Source organism: Bradyrhizobium sp. SZCCHNS3016 (assembly GCF_032484535.1).
GTDB lineage: Bacteria > Pseudomonadota > Alphaproteobacteria > Rhizobiales > Xanthobacteraceae > Bradyrhizobium.
Genome location: NZ_JAUETE010000007.1, coordinates 147,081 through 164,822 on the forward strand (window position 1 = coordinate 147,081; position 17,742 = coordinate 164,822).

At 66.2% G+C, this 17,742-nt stretch carries 16 protein-coding genes; 6 read left to right on the forward strand and 10 right to left on the reverse strand.

The annotated features are described in order from the left end of the window. Positions 1-60 precede the first annotated feature (60 nt). The 5 genes from QW881_RS15555 to QW881_RS15575 form a co-directional block, all read right to left on the reverse strand. Positions 61-2,772, reverse strand: a complete 2,712-nt coding sequence (locus QW881_RS15555) for an EAL domain-containing protein (RefSeq protein ID WP_315756707.1) — start codon at positions 2,770-2,772, stop codon at positions 61-63. Between the two features lie 152 nt (positions 2,773-2,924). Next, complete coding sequence (gene moaC, locus QW881_RS15560; protein ID WP_315738207.1) at positions 2,925-3,419, reverse strand: cyclic pyranopterin monophosphate synthase MoaC; 495 nt, start codon at positions 3,417-3,419, stop codon at positions 2,925-2,927. Positions 3,420-3,421: 2 nt separating this feature from the next. After that, the gene (gene trpC / locus QW881_RS15565; protein WP_315756705.1) at positions 3,422-4,240 is read right to left on the reverse strand and encodes an indole-3-glycerol phosphate synthase TrpC; all 819 of its coding nucleotides are present in this window, start codon (positions 4,238-4,240) and stop codon (positions 3,422-3,424) included. 15 nt (positions 4,241-4,255) lie between these two features. After that, positions 4,256-5,269, reverse strand: a complete 1,014-nt coding sequence (gene trpD / locus QW881_RS15570; RefSeq protein ID WP_315738205.1) for an anthranilate phosphoribosyltransferase — start codon at positions 5,267-5,269, stop codon at positions 4,256-4,258. 20 nt (positions 5,270-5,289) lie between these two features. Further along, positions 5,290-7,203 (reverse strand): peptidylprolyl isomerase, encoded by a 1,914-nt coding sequence (locus QW881_RS15575; protein WP_315756704.1) that lies wholly within the window; start codon positions 7,201-7,203, stop codon positions 5,290-5,292. Positions 7,204-7,425: 222 nt separating this feature from the next. On the opposite strand from QW881_RS15575, the gene tpiA reads away from it, so the two are divergent. After that, a complete protein-coding gene (tpiA, locus tag QW881_RS15580) occupies positions 7,426-8,181 on the forward strand; it encodes a triose-phosphate isomerase (RefSeq protein WP_315756703.1) in 756 nt (251 codons plus the stop codon). 27 nt (positions 8,182-8,208) lie between these two features. Here the strand turns inward: tpiA and QW881_RS15585 are convergent, their stop codons facing one another. Both QW881_RS15585 and QW881_RS15590 read right to left on the reverse strand, forming a co-directional pair. Continuing rightward, positions 8,209-8,736 carry a GNAT family N-acetyltransferase gene (locus QW881_RS15585; RefSeq protein WP_315738202.1) on the reverse strand — a complete coding sequence of 176 codons (528 nt, stop codon included), beginning with the start codon at positions 8,734-8,736 and terminating at the stop codon, positions 8,209-8,211. A 2-nt stretch (positions 8,737-8,738) separates the two neighbouring features. Continuing rightward, positions 8,739-9,305 carry an XRE family transcriptional regulator gene (locus QW881_RS15590; protein WP_315756702.1) on the reverse strand — a complete coding sequence of 189 codons (567 nt, stop codon included), beginning with the start codon at positions 9,303-9,305 and terminating at the stop codon, positions 8,739-8,741. A 210-nt stretch (positions 9,306-9,515) separates the two neighbouring features. Between QW881_RS15590 and secG the strand changes: the two genes are divergently transcribed. Both secG and QW881_RS15600 read left to right on the forward strand, forming a co-directional pair. Further along, on the forward strand, positions 9,516-9,899 hold the full coding sequence (secG, locus tag QW881_RS15595) for a preprotein translocase subunit SecG (RefSeq protein WP_315756701.1): 384 nt from the start codon (positions 9,516-9,518) through the stop codon (positions 9,897-9,899). 167 nt (positions 9,900-10,066) lie between these two features. After that, on the forward strand, positions 10,067-11,698 hold the full coding sequence (locus tag QW881_RS15600; protein WP_315756700.1) for a CTP synthase: 1,632 nt from the start codon (positions 10,067-10,069) through the stop codon (positions 11,696-11,698). Positions 11,699-11,735: 37 nt separating this feature from the next. Here the strand turns inward: QW881_RS15600 and QW881_RS15605 are convergent, their stop codons facing one another. From QW881_RS15605 to QW881_RS15615, 3 genes are all read right to left on the reverse strand, one after another. Then, complete coding sequence (locus QW881_RS15605; protein WP_315756699.1) at positions 11,736-12,404, reverse strand: SAM-dependent methyltransferase; 669 nt, start codon at positions 12,402-12,404, stop codon at positions 11,736-11,738. Positions 12,405-12,504: 100 nt separating this feature from the next. After that, positions 12,505-13,884: a HAMP domain-containing sensor histidine kinase gene (locus QW881_RS15610; RefSeq protein ID WP_315756698.1), complete on the reverse strand. Its 1,380-nt coding sequence runs from the start codon at positions 13,882-13,884 to the stop codon at positions 12,505-12,507. Further along, a complete protein-coding gene (locus QW881_RS15615; RefSeq protein WP_315756697.1) occupies positions 13,881-14,555 on the reverse strand; it encodes a response regulator transcription factor in 675 nt (224 codons plus the stop codon). Before QW881_RS15615 ends, QW881_RS15610 begins: the two co-directional genes overlap by 4 nt. Positions 14,556-14,813: 258 nt before the next feature. On the opposite strand from QW881_RS15615, the gene QW881_RS15620 reads away from it, so the two are divergent. The 3 genes from QW881_RS15620 (at position 14,814) to QW881_RS15630 (ending at position 17,333) form a co-directional block, all read left to right on the forward strand. Next, positions 14,814-15,140 carry an NIPSNAP family protein gene (locus QW881_RS15620; RefSeq protein ID WP_315756696.1) on the forward strand — a complete coding sequence of 109 codons (327 nt, stop codon included), beginning with the start codon at positions 14,814-14,816 and terminating at the stop codon, positions 15,138-15,140. A 118-nt stretch (positions 15,141-15,258) separates the two neighbouring features. After that, a complete protein-coding gene (gene kdsA / locus QW881_RS15625) occupies positions 15,259-16,122 on the forward strand; it encodes a 3-deoxy-8-phosphooctulonate synthase (protein WP_315756695.1) in 864 nt (287 codons plus the stop codon). After that, entirely contained in the window at positions 16,122-17,333 is a 1,212-nt protein-coding gene (locus QW881_RS15630) for an MFS transporter (protein ID WP_315756694.1), read from the forward strand. The genes kdsA and QW881_RS15630 overlap by 1 nt, the downstream gene beginning before the upstream one ends. Positions 17,334-17,742: the final 409 nt, after the last annotated feature.

Here is a 17,742-nt window from a genome sequence, read left to right on the forward strand (position 1 = left end):
TTGAATCTGGCTTGTGGAAAAGCCTCAAATTGCAACGGTATTTATCGGTTCGGAACTGGCTCACGCGGCGTTGGGGCGCGAATGGCGGCCGGTTGAGGGATTGGCGCGCTGCGCGGCGAACAATTGCCCCACGTCGGCTGCGGGCTTCGGAGGGCTGAACAGATAGCCCTGCATCTCCGAGCAGCCGAGCCGCTTCAGCACCTGGCGCTGCGCCTCGGTCTCGACGCCCTCGGCGGTCGTCGACATCTTGCGGATGGCGGCGATGTTGACCACGGCCTGGACGATCGCCGCGGAGCCCTCACTCTCGGTGATGTCCTGGACGAAGCAGCGGTCGATCTTGATCTTGTCGAACGGAATGCGCTGGAGGTAGCTGAGGCTTGAATAGCCGGTGCCGAAATCGTCGAGCGCGATACGGACGCCGAGCGCGCGCAACTGGTGCAGGGTGTCGAGCGCGTCGTCGTCGCGGATCAGCACCGCTTCCGTGATCTCGAGCTCCAGCCGATGCGGCGGCAGGCCGGAGGTCGCAAGCGCATTCGCGACCTTGAGCGCCAGGGTGCCGCTCTTGAACTGCACCGGCGAGACGTTGACGGCGAGCCGGATGTCGTCCGGCCAGCTCACAGCCTCGGTACAGGCGACCTGAAGGACGCGTTCGCCGAGCAGGTTGATGAGGCCCGTGTCCTCGGCGATCGGAATGAACTCGGCCGGCGAGACGGTGCCGCGGGTCGGATGCTTCCAGCGCACCAGCGCCTCGCAGCCGACGATGCGGTCGTCCTGCAGGCTCAGACAAGGCTGGTAGTAGACCTCGAGCCGATCGTCGGCGATGGCCTGGCGCAGGTCGACCTCGAGCTGGTGGCGCGCCTTGACCTGGGCGTCCATCTCGGGCTCGAAGAAGCGCCAGGTGCGCCGTCCCGCGGCCTTGGCGGCGTACATCGCCAGATCGGCGTTCTTCATGATCTGGTCGAGATCGGTGCCGTGCTCGGGGATCAGCGCCACGCCGATCGAGGCGTCGGCGGTGAGCTGATGGCCGAGGCAGTAGCGCGGGGCGCGGATCGCGCTGAGAATATCCTCGATCAGCTGTTCGATGTCCTCGCGGTTGCGGATGGCCGTCTGAACCACGGCGAACTCGTCGCCGCCGAGGCGGGCGACGAATCCAGTGGTGCCGACACAGGCGTTCAGGCTCGCCGCGACGGATTTCAACAGCTCGTCGCCGACGAGGTGGCCGAGCGAATCGTTGACGCCCTTGAACTCGTCGATGTCGATGTAGTGCAGCGCGAGGCGCCGGCCTTGGGGGACGCCGGTCAGCTCCTCCTTGAGGCGCTCGTGAAACAGGGTGCGGTTCGGCAGATCCGTCAGGGCATCATAGTGCGCCAGATGCGTGATCTGCTCCTCGGACCGTTTGCGCTCGGTAATGTCCTCGTGAGTGGCGAGCCAGCCGCCGCCCGCGATCGGCTCGTTGACGATCTGGATCCAGCGACCGTCCGTGGTCTCGATGATCTGCGAGGTCTTGCGGCCAATGTCGCGCAGCACCGCATCGGCATATTCGCCGTCGTCGCCCGCGAGCGAGCCGGTCGCCTTGCGGTGCGCGATCAACTCGCGGAACGTGCAGCCTGGTTTCACGACGTCGGCAGACAGGCCGTACATGTCGACGTAGCGCTGGTTGCTGATGACCAGGCGCTCCGATGCGTCGAACAGCAGGAGGCCCTGGGTCATGTTGTTGACGGCCTTGTCGAGCCGTTCCTTCTCCAGCGTCAAGCGGCGGCTGGAGGCGTCGTGGTCGCTGATCAACCGGCGCACCACGACGTAGAGCATGCCGGCGATCAGCAGCACCGAGGTCACGCCGACGGCGATCAGGAAGCGCATCTGCTCGCGCCAGTCGGCGAGCGCCGCCGAGACCGTCGTCGTCGCGGTCACGATCAAGGGATAGCTCGTCAGCCGGTGCGATGCGCCGATGCGGTGCTCGCCGTCGACGGGGCTGCTGAAAATGCCCGTGGTGTTGCCATCGCCGGCCAGGATCTGGCGGAAGATCGGCGCGCTCTTGTAGTTCTGGTTCTGCATGCCCTCGTGGCGTGGATGTCGGGCCAGAAGGGTTCCGTCGCGATGCATCATCGAGATCGCCGCGTCGGGCCCGAGCGCGACGGAGGCGAAGAACCGCTCGACATTGATGGGTTCGAGGCTGCGGCCGATGATGCCCAGGAACTCGCCGTTGGGACTGGTCAGCTTCAGGGCGATGACCGCGACATATGTGCCGGTGATCCGGCCCACGACCGGTTCGATCAGCAATTGCGGCGCGGTCGGATCAGCTTTCAGCCGCTTGAAAAAGGTGCGATCGGCAATATTGACGGGCGGCACCGGCCAGGCCGCTCCGGAGTTGATCAGGTTGCCGTCGGAGTCGAAGATGTTCAGACCGCCGACATAGGTCACCGCGCTCAGCTTGTCCTTCAGCATGGCATTGACGGCGGCGCTTCCCATCTGCTCCTTGAAGCGGGCGCCAGTGTCGATATGGTTCTGTCGGACGTAGTTGGCGAGATCGCGCTGGATCGCGCCGAGATCCTCCATCTGCTGATCGAAATGACGCGCCAGTAGAAGGACGGTGTTCTCCAGCTCGCGCGTCGCGCTGTTCAGCGCGCGTTCCCGGAAACTGTCGGCCATGATGGTCGTGCCGATCGCGATGGCTGCAATCAGCACGAGGCCTCCGCCGACCAGCCAGCGAATGGGTCCACCGCGGTCGGTCGAAGCTCTGAGGGCATTCCGTGGACTAGCGTTGGTCGTCATCGGTCCTGAATACGCTTGCGATAGGCGCTTCGGGATGGAACCGCTACGATGTCCCTCCCACAACCATTGCTATAGGCCCGCTATGGAAGTGAGGTTAGGAAGTTGAGTTAGCGAACAATTAATTCGAAGTTGTATTTGGTTTTCCAATACCTTCAGGCGCGATAGTGCCCGGACTTGCCGCCGATCTTCTCGGTCAAACGGATACCTTCGATGCGCACGCCGCGCTCGGCGGCCTTGATCATGTCGTAGATCGTCAGGCAGGTGACGGACACGGCCGTCAGGGCTTCCATCTCGACGCCGGTCGGCCCGGTGACCTTGACGGTTGCACTGACGATGCAGCCGGGCAGCGCAGCGTCGGGGGTGATGTCGACGGTGACCTTGGAGAGCGCCAGCGGGTGGCACAGTGGGATGAGCTCGGATGTGCGCTTGGCGGCCATGATGCCGGCAATGCGGGCCGTGCCGAGTACGTCGCCCTTCTTGGCGTTGCCGGAGATGATGAGCTCGAGCGTCGCGGGACTCATCACCACGCGGCCTTCGGCTGTTGCCGTGCGCTCCGTTGCAGCCTTGTCCGACACGTCGACCATGCGGGCTTCGCCACGAGCATCGATGTGGGTGAGGGCGGGAGCGCCGGGTGACTTGTCGGACATGGTCACTCAGCCGCGCTGGCGGAGGCGGCATCGCGCGCGAGCAACGCGCGGGTCGCCGCTGTGACGTCCGCCTGCCGCATCAGGCTCTCGCCGACCAAGAAGGTCTGGATGCCGACGCGCGCCAGGCGCGCGAGATCGGCCGGCGCGAAGATGCCGCTCTCGCCGACCAGCAGACGCTCCTTCGGGACCAGAGGTGCCAGCGTCTCGGAGGTCGCCAGCGTGGTTTCGAAGGTGCGCAGGTTGCGGTTGTTGATGCCGATCATCGGCGAGCGCAGCTTCAGCGCGCGATCGAGCTCGGCGCGATCATGGATCTCGATCAGCACATCCATGCCGTGGGCGAGCGCGGCGGCCTCGATCTCCGCAGCCGCGGCGTCGTCGAGCGCGGCCATGATGATCAGGATGCAGTCGGCGCCATGAGCGCGAGCCTCGACCACCTGATAGGTGTCGAACATGAAGTCCTTGCGCAGCACGGGCAGGGCGGTCGCGGCGCGTGCGGCGACCATGAAGTCCAGATGGCCCTGGAACGACGGCGTGTCGGTCAGCACCGAGAGGCAGGCCGCGCCGCCGGACTCATAGGCCCTGGCGAGAACAGGCGGATCGAAATCGGCGCGGATCAACCCCTTCGACGGCGAAGCCTTCTTCACCTCCGCGATCAGCGCGTAGTCGCCGTTCGCATGCTTGGCTCGGATCGCCGCGACGAAGCCGCGCGGCGCTGAGGCATCACGCGCTCGCGCCTCGAGATCCGACAGCGGGCACGCCCGCTTGGCGGCCGCGATCTCCTCGCGCTTATAGGCTTCGATCTTGGCCAGGATATCCGACATGGCGCGCTCCGCAGATCAGTCGTTCGAGACGTCGATCAGCTGCTTCAGCCGCGCCGCTGCGGCGCCGCTGTCGAGCGAATCCCGGCCGATTGCGACGCCTTCCTTCAGCGTCTTGGCGCGGCCGGAAACGACCAGCGCCGCCGCGGCGTTCAGCAGGGCCACATCGCGATAGGGACTCGGCAAGCCATCGAGCACACTCTGCAGCGCCACGGCGTTGGCCGCCGCGTCACCGCCCTTCAGACCATCGCTGCCGCACAGGCCAAGCCCGGCCTCCTCGGGCGAGACCTCGAAGGTACGGATATGGCCGTTCTCCAGGGCGGCGACGAAGGTCGGGCCGGTCAAGGTGATCTCGTCGAGCCCGTCGGAGCCGTGCACGACCCAGGCGGCTTCCGAGCCAAGATTCTTCAACACCTGTGCCAACGGCTCCACCCATTGCCGCGAAAACACGCCGACCATCTGGCGCCTGACGCCGGCCGGATTGGACAGGGGACCGAGCAGATTGAAGATCGTGCGAGTGGCGAGCTCGACCCGGGTCGGACCGACGTTCTTCATCGCCGGATGATGCGCGGGCGCGAACATGAAGCCGATGCCGGCCTCACGCACGCAGCGTCCGACCTGGTCGGGCTTCAGATCGATCTTGACGCCGAGCGCGGCGAGCACGTCGGCCGCGCCCGAGCGCGACGACAGCGCGCGGTTGCCGTGCTTGGCGACCGGCACGCCGGCGCCGGCCACGATGAAGGAGGCGCAGGTCGAGACGTTGACCGAGCCGGAGCCGTCACCGCCGGTGCCGACGATGTCGACCGCGCTCGCCGGCGCGTCGACGCGCAGCATCTTCGCCCGCATCACGCTGACGGCGCCGGTGATCTCCTCGACCGTCTCGCCGCGCACACGCAGCGCCATCAGCAGCGCGCCCATCTGCGACGGCGTCGCCTCGCCCGACATCATGCTGTCGAAGGCGGACGCCGCCTCCTCGCGGGACAGCGGCGCGCCGGTCGCCACCTTGCCAATGATCGACTTGAGATCGTCCATCGCGTGCCCCTAGCGATCCGTCATTGGTTGCTGCTGCCGCCGCCGACCACCTGGGCCACGGCAGCCTCGTTGATCGTCGTCCCGATGTCCTTCTCGAGCTTCATGACATAGGCCGTGCCTTGCTCGTCGGCGAGCGCGCGCTGCAACTGGTCCTTCAGCTTCTTGGTGTCTTCGGACGCGAGGTCGACCTTCGGCTCGATGATGTCGGTGACACGGAACACAATCCACTGCCGGCCGCCATCAGCCGCGGTCTGGCCGACGCCGTCCTTCGCCGTGCGGAATGCGGCGGTGATCGCTCCGGTGGGGACGCCGGGAACCGAGGCGTCGCGCTTGAACGCGCTGGCCGTCTCGACCTTCACGCCGAGCGATGCCGCCTCGTCGGCGAGCTTGCCGCCCTCGCTGAGCTTCTTGACCAGCTCGGTGGCCTTCGCGCGCAGCTTGGCTGCGACTTCGTCGTCGCGCCAGCGCGCGTCGACCTGATCCTTGACCTCGTCGAGGGGGCGATCGCGCGGCGGGGTGATGCCGAGAACCTCGAACCAGACATAGCCGCCGCGGAACGAGATCGGCTCGTTGTCGACACCGACGTCGCTGTTGAAGGCCTGCGCAACGACATCCAGGCCAAGCGGGATGTTCGAAACGGGCTGGCCGTTGGGTTGCTTGCCGGACCTGTCGACCGCTTCGAGCGTGACGGCATCGAGACCGAGCTTCTTGGCGGCCTCTGACACGCTGGCGCCACCGCCGCGCTCGTCTTCCATCTTGTCGCGAAGATTGGCGACTTGCGACTTGGCCCGGTCGGCTGCGATCTCTTTCTTGATGTCGGCAGCGACGCTCTCATATTCCGGCTGTTGGCCCGGCTGAATCGCGCTGACCTTGACCAGCGCCACGTTGAACGCGCCCTTGACCGGCTGGCTGACCTCGCCGGTCGGCAGCGAGAAGGCGGTATCGGCAACGACAGGGTCGAGAATCGCCGATTTCGTCACCAGACCGAGATCGAGATCGGCTGGGTTGAGGTTGCGCTCCTTGGCGAGCTCGTCGAACGTGACTTCACCCGCGGCGATCCTGGCGCGCGCTGCTTGTGCCTCCTCCATGGTGGAGAAGGTCATCTGCTGGACTTGGCGCTTCTCCGGCGTGCCCATCAGCGCCTTGCGCTGGTCGAACAGCTTCCTGGCGTCCTCGTCAGATACGTCGGTCCACTTGCCGATCTCTTCGGGCGTCACCACGACGAAGGAGATCTTGCGATATTCCGGCGCCTTGAACTGGGCTTTGTGCTCGTCGAAATAGGACGCGAGAACCTCGGGCGAGGGCGCATCGATGGTGCCGGCCTGCGCCGCGTCGAGCTTGATGTAATCGAACGAGCGCTGCTCGTTCTGGAAGCGGCCGAGCGCCTCGAGCATCGTGTTGGACGGCTCCAGCCCGGCCGCGATCGTGCCAGTGATCTGCCGCCGCAGTGACTGTCGGCGCTGGTCAGCCAGATAGCGCTGCTCGGTGAAGCCGAAATTGCGGATGATGGCCTGGAAACGCTGCGGGTCGAACGCCCCGTTCGGGCCCTTGAAGTTGGGATCGCTGAGGATCACCCGCATGGTCTCCGCATCGGACTGGGCGAGACCGAGACGGCGGGCCTGCTCGTCGAGGGCGGCTTCCGCAATCGTCTGCTGCAGAACGGAGCGGTCGAGCCCGAACATGCGGGCCTGCTCGGTGGTCAGCGGACGGCCGAGCTGGCGGCCGATCTGCTGCAGCCGGTCGGTATAGATCTGCCGGAACTCGTTGACCGAGATCTCCGTGCGTCCCACGGTTGCAGCCGTCGACTGCCCGAAGCCGCGGAAGATGTCGGCGATGCCCCAGATGCCGAAACTGACGATCAAAACGCCCATGACCACCGCCATGATGGTCTTGCCGAGCCAGTTTGATGAGGCCTTGCGTAATCCTCGAAGCATGGGTCCAGTCTGTCTGCAGGAAAAAGGATGAAGAGGCCGCGCCTTAAAGCAGATTCCGCAAAAGGCCGTCACCGAGTTGAAACGGCTTATAAAGAGGCCGCCGCCCGGTCGCAACCTCGGCCCTGAGGCCGATTGAAGCGGTGGGAAGACGGGTCCCGCTCTGGTGCTCGTCGAAGGGCTCTGCTAGCCGATGTTCGTCACAACATTTGCTGGAATCCCGCCATGACCGACCGCATCCGGCCGCTGATCGCCGGCAACTGGAAAATGAACGGCCTGAAGGCCTCGATCGCCGAGTTCGACGCCATGCTGGCCGGAGCCGCCGAGGTCACCGGCAAGGCCGATCTGCTGGTCTGTCCGCCTGCCACTCTGGTGGCAGGCTTTGCCGAGAGGGCACGCGGCACCCACGCGATCGCGGTCGGGGCCCAGGATTGCCACCCCAAGGCGTCGGGAGCCCATACCGGGGACATCTCGGCGGAGATGCTGGCCGATGCCGGCGCCAGCGCCATCATCGTCGGCCATTCCGAGCGGCGCGCCGATCATGGCGAAACCGATGTTGTGGTGCACCAGAAGACCGAGGCGGTGTGGCGCGCTGGGCTGATCGCGATCGTTTGCGTCGGCGAGACCCAGCAGCAGCGCGATGCCGGACAGACGCTCGACATCCTGCGCGGCCAGCTCAACCTCAGCCTGCCGCAGGGCTCACGGGCCGACAACCTGGTCGTGGCCTATGAGCCGGTCTGGGCGATCGGCACCGGCCTGACCCCGACCGCCAAGGATGTCGAGCAGATTCATGCCTTTATCAGAGAGCTGCTGATCGATCGCTTCAAGCAGGAGGGAGCGCGGACGCGCATCCTCTATGGCGGCTCGGTGAAGCCCTCCAATGCGGCCGAGCTGATGGCGGTCGCGAATGTCAACGGCGCGTTGGTCGGCGGCGCCAGCCTGAAAGCCTCAGACTTTCTCGCCATTGCGAAGGGCTGTTGAGAAGCGACGTGAGCGAAAGCGCGCGCCTCAGTCCGCCTGTTCGATTCGCTTCCAATAGATCTTCGTGCCGGTGAGGCCGCCATGCGGCTTCAAGGCATAGTCCGGAATGGTTCCGCTCAGCTGGAAGCCGACGCTTTCATAGAGCTGTGAGGCGCCCCCATCCTCGGCGGTATCGAGGACCAGCATCGTCCGCCCATGCGCGCGGGCGAGGTTTTCGGCCGCGCAGAGCAGCGCGGTCGCGATTCCGCGTTTGCGGTGGCTGATGCGCGTCATCATCTTTGCGATCTCGGCGCGGTGCGGCTGGTTTGGCGGCAGCTTCAGCTGCAGCGTCACGGTCGCGATCACATCCTCTCCATCTAAGGCGCCAAGAACGGCTCGTTCGCCGCGTGCCGCGGCCGACAGCGATTCCCGCCAGAACGCGTCGGCATCCTCCTCGCGAAGCGGGTGCATGAAGCTGACCGAGCCACCATGGGCGACCGTTTCGATCAGCATTGCGCGAAGCGCAGCCCGGATTGCCGGCGTATCTGACAGGGCCGCGATTCGGGGCGGGGACATTCTCAACTCCTGGCAAGGGCGACGACGTAGACGCAGGGCGCGTCGGTCTCATTGGCAAAGGTGGTGTCGATCGGTGGGCCGAAGCCGAGGCAGTCGCCCGGCCCGAGCACGTGGCGTTCCGCGCCTTCCGTGATGGTCAATTGCCCGCTCTGAACCCAGAGGAGCTGGCGGATGTGGATGTAGGAGGAGGCCGGCAAGGTCACGCTGCGGTGCGCCGGCATCTCGACGGTCACCAATTCGATCGGATGATCCGGCCTGAGAAAGACCTGGCGCCTGACGTAGCCCGTGTCCGGGTCGCGCCAGACCGGCTGCTCGGCGGCCTTGGACAGGCGCTCCGACTGGGCTTCGGCGCGGAGCATCAAGCCGGCCAGCGTGAGATCGAAAGCGCTTGCGAGCTTAACCAGGATCACCGCGGTCGGGCTGACTTCGGCACGCTCGATCTTGCTGATGGTCGCCTTCGACACGCCAGAGCGTTCGGCGAGGTCGGCCAGCGACCACCCACGGCCGTCCCGTTCCAGCAGCAGGCGACGGGCGAGCCTCTGGCTGAAGTCGTCTACTATTTGATCCATTCGTCTCTAATAGTGGATATTGGAGCGGCCGGCAAGTGTCGACCCGGAGGGCGACGTCGGTGCTTGTGCGAAGCGCGGTTGCGATTATCTGCGGGGTGGCGTTGCTCGACATGATCGTGTAACACCGCGCAAATTTCCGAATAGCCCGCGAAGCTCTCGCGATCCCGGCCCCCGGTCGGGGCCTGCGAGGGCTTGTGACGGAAGGTCACCATGCAGACTGTCTTGATCGTCATCCACCTCATGATTGTCGCCGTCCTGATCGGTACGGTGCTGTTGCAGAAATCCGAGGGCGGTGGCCTTGGCATGGGCGGCGGCGCCGGTTTCATGTCGAGCCGCGGCACGGCCAACCTGCTAACGCGCACGACCGCGATCCTGGCACTCCTCTTCTTCCTCACCAGCCTGGCGCTGACTTGGCTCGCGGGTCTGGATCGCAAGCCGACCTCGATTCTCAACAACCTGCCGGGGCAGACCCAGTCAGGCGGAGCGACCCCAGTGGCGCCGACCGGGGGCGGCGTGCTCGACCAGCTCAAGAAGGCCGACGAGCAGCAGGCACCCGCGGCTCCGGCTGCGCCGCAGGCCCCGCAGTCGCAATAACGCGGGCAAGCCATGCAGGAACGCAATTGGCGTCCTGCGTCAGGAGGCGGTCTCAAGTTACTGAGACCATTAATATTTTGAAGTAACCCACAGGCCCGCGACATGGTTGCGGGCTGCAAGCGATTCGTTTTGGCGAATCGAGCGCGCGGCATTAAAGGTAGGGTCCCATGGCGCGGTACATCTTCATCACCGGCGGCGTGGTTTCCTCGCTCGGCAAGGGTCTGGCTTCAGCCGCGTTAGGCGCGCTGCTGCAGGCCCGCGGCTACAAGGTCCGGCTTCGCAAGCTCGACCCCTATCTCAACCTCGATCCCGGCACGATGTCGCCGTATCAGCACGGCGAAGTGTTCGTGACCGACGACGGTGCCGAGACCGATCTCGATCTCGGCCATTACGAACGCTTCACCGGCCGGCCGGCGACCAAGGCCGACAACATCACCACGGGCCGGATCTATCAGGACATCCTGACCAAGGAGCGGCGCGGCGACTATCTCGGCGCGACCATCCAGGTCGTCCCGCACGTGACGAATGCGATCAAGGATTTCGTCCTGTCCGGGAATGACGAGTACGATTTCGTGCTGGTCGAGATCGGCGGCACCGTCGGCGACATCGAGGGCCTGCCGTTCTTCGAGGCGATCCGGCAGCTCGGCAACGAGCTGCCGCGCCATCACGCGATCTACATCCATCTCACGCTGCTGCCTTACATTCCGAGCGCCGGCGAGTTGAAGACCAAGCCGACGCAACATTCGGTCAAGGAGCTGCGCTCGATCGGCATCCAGCCGGACATCCTGCTGTGCCGCACCGACCGCCCGATCCCGAAGGAGGAACGGCGCAAGCTCGGCCTGTTCTGCAACGTGCGTGAAAGCGCCGTCATCGAGGCGCGTGACGTCGACAACATCTATGCCGTGCCGGAGGCCTATCATGCCGCCGGCCTCGACGACGAGGTGCTGGCCGCGTTCGGCATCGAGCCGCGGGTGCCGCCGGCGCTGGCGAGCTGGCACACGATCAACGAGCGCGTCCGCAATCCGGAAGGCGACGTCACGATCGCGATCGTCGGCAAGTACACCGGCATGAAGGACGCCTACAAGTCGCTGATCGAGGCGCTGTCGCATGGCGGCATCGCCAACAAGGTCCGCGTCAAGCTCGACTGGATCGAGAGCGAGGTGTTCGAGAACGAGGACCCGGCGCCATTCCTCGAGCACGTCAACGGCATCCTGGTGCCCGGTGGCTTCGGCCAGCGCGGCGCCGAGGGCAAGATCCGCGCGGCGCGGTTCGCGCGGGAGCGTGACGTGCCGTATTTCGGCATCTGCTTCGGCATGCAGATGGCGGTGATCGAGGCGGCGCGCAATCTCGTCGGCATCACCGAGGCCAACTCGACCGAGTTCGGTCCGACGCCGGAGCCGCTGGTCGGCCTGATGACGGAATGGCTGCGCGGCAACGAGCTGGAGAAGCGCTCCAAGAGCGGCGATCTCGGCGGCACGATGCGGCTCGGCGCCTATCCTGCGGCGCTCAAGCGCGGCAGCCGCGTCTCCGAGGTCTATGGCGGCGCCACCGAGATCTCCGAGCGCCATCGCCACCGCTACGAGGTCAACACCGCCTACAAGGACCGGCTCGAGCAGCACGGTCTGAAGTTCTCCGGCCTGTCGCCGGACGGCGTGCTGCCGGAGATCGTGGAATACGAGGACCATCCCTGGTTCATTGGCGTGCAATTCCATCCCGAGCTGAAGTCGCGCCCGTTCGAGCCACATCCCTTGTTCGCGTCCTTCATTCAGGCAGCGGTCGTGCAGAGCCGGCTGGTCTGAGCCGGCTCACGGCACCGATTGCTGTGGCCGCGCCAGCCTAGGCGGGCGTGGCGCAGTCCTCGCCGGCGCGATGCTCCTTCGTGACGGGGGACACGCCCGCATCGGCCGTCGGCGCCGCGTCGCGCATCAACAGCCTGTATTGCGGCCGTCGCGTCAGCCGGTAGACCGCGGCCGGCGGCACGTTGAGGAGCGCGCGATCGACCAGCGTGGCACGCAGGCCGAGCCGGTCGAGGATCGGCCGCGGCACCGGGCAGCGCATCCCGTAGGTGAATTGATAGAACGTGCCGCCCGCGCGCAGATAGCTGAACGCGCCGCCGAGGATCGAGATGATCTTGCGCGGTGACATGTTGAGCAGCGGCAGTCCGCTGATCACGGCGCCGACGGGGGAGCCCTGATAGAGCTGCTCGGAGCCCAGACGCGCCGCGTCCATCCACAGCACGCGCGCGCCAGGAAAGCGAAGCTGCAGCAGTCGCATGAAATCGGAGCCGTACTCGATCAGGGTGAGATCCTGCTGGCGGACGCCGCGCTTCAGCAGCTGGTAGGTGAACGCGCCTGTACCCGGACCCAGCTCCAGGATCGGGCCGGTGTCGGCGGATATGTCCCGCGTGATCAGCTCGGCAAGCGCAGTGCCCGAGGGCGCGATGGCGCCGACGCGGCGCGGCGCTGCCATCCACGCCGTGAAGAACGAGAGGAAGTCGTGTGACATTGGCATTCCCAGCAAGGTGTCATCGCGCCTCGGCCCGATTGCGAAGCGTGCTCTCTTCTTTGCTGGGGTGGCATTGCGCCAACATTGCGCGATGCGCGCGTCATGGCACGAAGGGGGCTGGCGGCAGCGTCAGGCGGAAGCAGGCGCCGCCCTTCGGCCCGTCGAGCACGGAGACATGACCACCATGCAGCCTAGCGATCTCGCGCACCATGTTGAGGCCGAGGCCGGCGCCACGATCAAGCGACGTTAGGCGGTAGAACGGATCAAAGATGCGCGCGCGTTCGTTCGGCGGAACGCCGTCGCCTTCGTCGATGACGTCGATCGTTGCCGCAGAACCGACGTGAATGGTGATGGTGCCGCGCCGGCCGCCGTGCTGGATGGCGTTCTGCACCAGGTTGGTCAGCGCGCGCTCGAGCGCGGCGCGGTCGCCGAGCGTTTCGGCGCGGTGGGACGCGGTATCGAGCGACAGTTCGTAGCCGGCAGCGATCGCAAGCGGTGCAAGGTCCGCCGCGACACTTCGCGCCACGGCGACGAGATCGACCCGGACGAACGGATTGCGGCACTGGTCGAAGCGCTGAATATCCAGCAGTTGCTCGGCCAGCGTCGCAAGCCGCGCCGAATCTTCGAGCAGCCGGATCTTGTCGGGGCCTGCGGGCAGCGATTCCAGCCGCGTGTTGAGAATCGCGATCGGCGTGCGCAACTCGTGCGCAGCATCGGCAACGAAGCGCTGGTGACGGGAGTAGCCGTCATCGAGTCGCTTGAGCGCATCGTTGACGGCGGCAACCAGCGGCGCGACTTCGAGCGGCAAGTGGTCCGCGGACAGCCGGCTGCCGTGCCGGCGGAAATCGATCCGGCGCGCTTCGTCTGCCGTGGTGTCGATGCCGGCGAAGGCGCGCTTGATCACCATCGGCGTTGCCACGAAGGTCGCGCCAGCCATCAGCAACAGGCCTGGCAGTGTGACGACGAGGAAGGTCAGGGAGGCCGCGAACAGCGCCTTGGCGCCGGACAGGCGCCCCTGCGTGGCGGTGATGATCTGGACGTTGCCGACATCGGTGTTAACGCGCTTCATACGCGCTGGCGGCTTGCGTGGATCGTCCTCGAACATCTGCCAGCCGAGTCGCGCCTGGCTGATATGGTCGAGCGCGCCGCCGATCTTCGTGAACTCGCCCGGCACCTTGCCGTCGGAGAGCGTGTCGCCTTGTCGGTCCCGCACGAAGAACCAGAGGTCAGGGGTTTCCTCGCGCAGTTGCTTCAGCTCCGCAGTTGGGCGCAGCGTCAATCTGCCGTTGCCGTCACGCCCGAGCGCTCCCTGCACGACGTCCATCACGCGGTCTTCGTCGCGTTCGACCACGGGCAGACCGCTGGCCCACAGTCCACCCAGCACAAGCGCTGTGGTGGCGATCAGGAGCGCAGCCTGCAGCATCACCAGCCGCCAGGTCAATTTCGAGCGCAGGCAGTAGTGATCGGCTGTCTCGCTCATGGCGTCTGCTTCAAGAGGTAGCCGACGCCGCGGATGCTGTGGATATCGACGCCGCCATCGGCGTCGGCGAGTTTGCGCCGCAGCCGCGAGACATGCGCATCCAGCGCGTTCGACTGGATCTCGTCATCGAAATTGTAGACCGCTTCCTCCAGCGTCGCGCGCAGCACGGTGCGGCCCATGCGCCGCAGCAGCGTCTCCAGCACCAGCAGCTCGCGCCGCGGCAGGTCGAGCGGGCGGCCATCGACGCTGGCCTCGCGATGGCCGCAATCGAAGGCGACGCGGCCGGCCATGATGATGTCGAATTGCAGGCCGGCGGGGCGGCGCAGCACGGCGCGCAGCCGTGCCATCAGCTCCGCAATCGCGAACGGCTTTGCCAGATAGTCATCGGCGCCGCCGTCGAGGCCCGCGATGCGGTCGGCAAGATCGCCGCGCGCGGTCAGCACGATGATCGGGACGCCATCGGCTTTGGCGCGCAGTTTCGGGATCAGCGCCAGACCGTCGCCGTCGGGAAGCTGGCGGTCGAGCAGGACCGCGCCGTGGACGTCGGCGCAGATCGCCTCCTCGGCCTCGGCGAGGCTCGGCACATGGTCGACCACCATGTCATAGCCCCTCAGCGCCTGTGACAGCGCCGCCGCCATTTCGGCCTCGTCTTCCACCAGCAAGATCCGCATGTCCTCGATATCCAGGTCTTGGAACGGTCGGTTCTAGCACCGTCGATCTTGAACTCCCTGCCTCACGCGCGGCAACATCGTCGTCAGATCGAAGTGGAACGAGCTTCGGAACACGTGTTCTAGGGCCATCAACATTGCAGCAACATTGCGGGAATGGTTCGGCCGCGGCGAACAGGGGTGCCATGTCGTCACCCCCTCAAGACATCCCGGAACCTGCTCGCTATAACGCCCCGCACAAACCATCCGGGAGGACCGCCAATGATCTACGAGAGCCGCATCTATCGCTGCATTCCGGGCCGGCTTCCGGCGCTGCTGAAGCGCTTCGAGACCACGACTCTGAAGCTGTGGGAGAAGCATGGCATCCGCCCCGTGGGCTTCTTCACGACGCTGATTGGCGAATCCAACCAGGACCTCACCTATTTCCTGGCCTGGGAATCGCTCGCCGAGCGCGAGACCAAATGGACCGCCTTCATGACCAATCCGGACTGGATCGCTGCCCGTGCCAAGAGCGAGGAGGATGGCCAGATCGTTGCCAACATCACCAGCCAGTTCCTGGTGCCGACGGCGTTCTCGGCGCTGAAATAGAGGCCGGGGAGGGGCGGGGATGACCGATCCCCGCAACCCTGCTATTCGCGGGCACACGCCGGGTTGATCCGGATGCCAGCGCTGGGCCATGGTCCCGCGCCCACAAGAGGATGATGTCGTGAACGCTTCGATCTCTGCCGCTCCGGTCGTCAGCCTCGGCTCCGTCAGCTTTGGCAATCAGCTGCCGCTCGCGGTGATCGCCGGTCCGTGCCAGCTCGAGAGCCGGTCTCACGCGCTCGAGGTCGCCTCGGCGCTGAAGGCGATCGCGACGCGGCTCGGCATCGGTCTCGTCTACAAGACCTCGTTCGACAAGGCCAACCGCACCAGCGCCTCCGCGGCGCGTGGGCTTGGCCTGGCGCAGTCGCTGCCGATCTTCGCCGAGATACGCTCTTCGCTCGGCCTGCCGGTGCTGACCGACGTGCACGACGCCGGCCAGTGTGCCGAGGTGGCGCAGGCCGTCGACGTGCTGCAGATTCCGGCGTTCCTGTGCCGGCAGACCGATCTGCTGCTCGCGGCGGCGGCGACCGGCAAGGTCGTCAACGTCAAGAAGGGCCAGTTCCTGGCGCCCTGGGACATGGCCAATGTCGTGGCCAAGATCACCGGCTCCGGCAATCGCAACGTGCTGGTCACCGAGCGCGGCGTCTCGTTCGGCTACAACACGCTGGTCTCGGACATGCGCGCGCTGCCGATCATGGCGCGCACGACCGGCGCGCCTGTCATCTTCGATGCTACGCATTCGGTGCAGCAGCCGGGCGGCAAGGGCACCTCGTCGGGCGGCGAGCGCGAATTCGTGCCGGTGCTGGCGCGGGCCGCGGTGGCGGTCGGCGTCGCCGGCGTCTTCATCGAGACGCATCCGGATCCCGATCACGCGCCCTCCGACGGGCCGAACATGGTCCCGCTCGCGCAGTTCGAGGGGCTGCTGCGAACGCTGATGGCGTTCGATGCGCTCGCCAAGGGGCGGGCATCGGACGCCGCGCGCTGATGCACCAGACCGTCGCCAAGCCCGCGGGGCAGAAGTTTCCACCAGCCGTGAACATCATCGCGCTGGCGGGCTTCTCGGCGGCGCTGTCGACGCGGGCGCTCGATCCGGTGCTGCCGCACGTCGCCGAGGATTTTGCGATCAGCATCACGACCGCGGCCGGCATCGCCGCCGGCTATGCGCTGATCTACGCGCTGATCCAGCCCGCGATCGGTGCGGCCGCCGATCTGTTCGGCAAGGCGCGGCTGATGACGCTGTGCCTCGCACTGCTCGGTGTCGCCAGCATCCTCGGTGCGCTCGCCACCTCGTTTCCGCTGCTGTTCGCCTCGCGCATTCTTGCCGGCATCGCCTCGGGCGGCGTGTTTCCGGTGGCGCTCGGGCTGACCAGCGATCTCGTTGCGCCGGACAAGCGCCAGGTCGCGATCGGCCGCACGCTCGCGGGCTCGATGGCGGGCAACCTGCTCGGCGCGACGGCATCCGGCATCATCGGCGATTTCATCGGCTGGCGTGGCGTGCTCGCGATCCTCGGCGCGCTCGGGCTGATCGCCTCCTTCGCGGTGGCGGCAGGCTTTCGCGGCGCCAAGGTCACGCATGCGCCGACGACAGATCTCGCCGCGCTGAGGAAGGGCTACCGCACCATCTTCACCAACCCCAATTCGCGCTTCTGCTTCTCGGCGGTGTTCGTCGAAGGCTGCTGCGTGTTCGGCCTGTTTCCGTTCATCGCCGCGTTCCTGTTCGATCTCGGCGAGACCTCGCTGTCGATCGCGGGCATCGTCATCGCAGGCTTCGCGGTCGGCGGGCTGTTCTACACGTTCACGGTGTCGAACTTCCTGCCGCGGCTCGGCGTCAAGGGCATGATGATCACGGGCGCTGCCCTGGTCGGGCTGCAGCTCGCCGCGCTCGCCTTCGGCCCGGGCTGGAAGCTGCAGTTCGGCTGCATGCTGCTGATGGGCTGGGGCTTCTACATGATCCATGGCTGCCTGCAGGTGTTCGCCAGCGAGCTGTCGATCGGGGCGCGCGCGACCGCGATGTCGCTGCACTCGTTCTTCTTCTTCATGGGCCAGACGGTCGGCCCGATCGCCTACGGCTTCGGCCTGGTCCATGGCGGCAAGCAGCCGACGCTGCTGATCGCCGCCATCATGATGGTCGTGCTCGGCTTCGCCTGCGCCGCGCTGCTGCGGCAGCGGCCGCCGGCGGATGCGGCGGTCAGCTGACGGCCATGTCGGACACGGGCGCGGGCCCATTGCATCTGAAGACATGGTCCCGTCGCGGCAGCAACGCCTGCTAATTTGTTGCTCCGTCATGGCCGGGCTTGTCCCGGCCATCCACGTCGTTCGGCGCGCTGAGAAGGACGTGGATGCCCGGGACAAGCCCGGGCATGACGACGTGGAGACGGGCGAGGGCAAAATGCCCATCGTTAGCTGCGATGGTCCTGGGAAAGTGCGCCGAGGGCGTTTCTCGCTCTCGATGCTGAAGATGCGCGGCTGAGACATATCGGCGCTTTCGTTGGCCGCGGGACGCACCGCCGCCATCTCGCGGCGCGTCGGCGTCCGAGCTTTGCCTTGGGACATGCCCTCTTTCTGAAAAGAGGGCGCGGGGAATGCCGGGAGCTGGCCGCCCCCA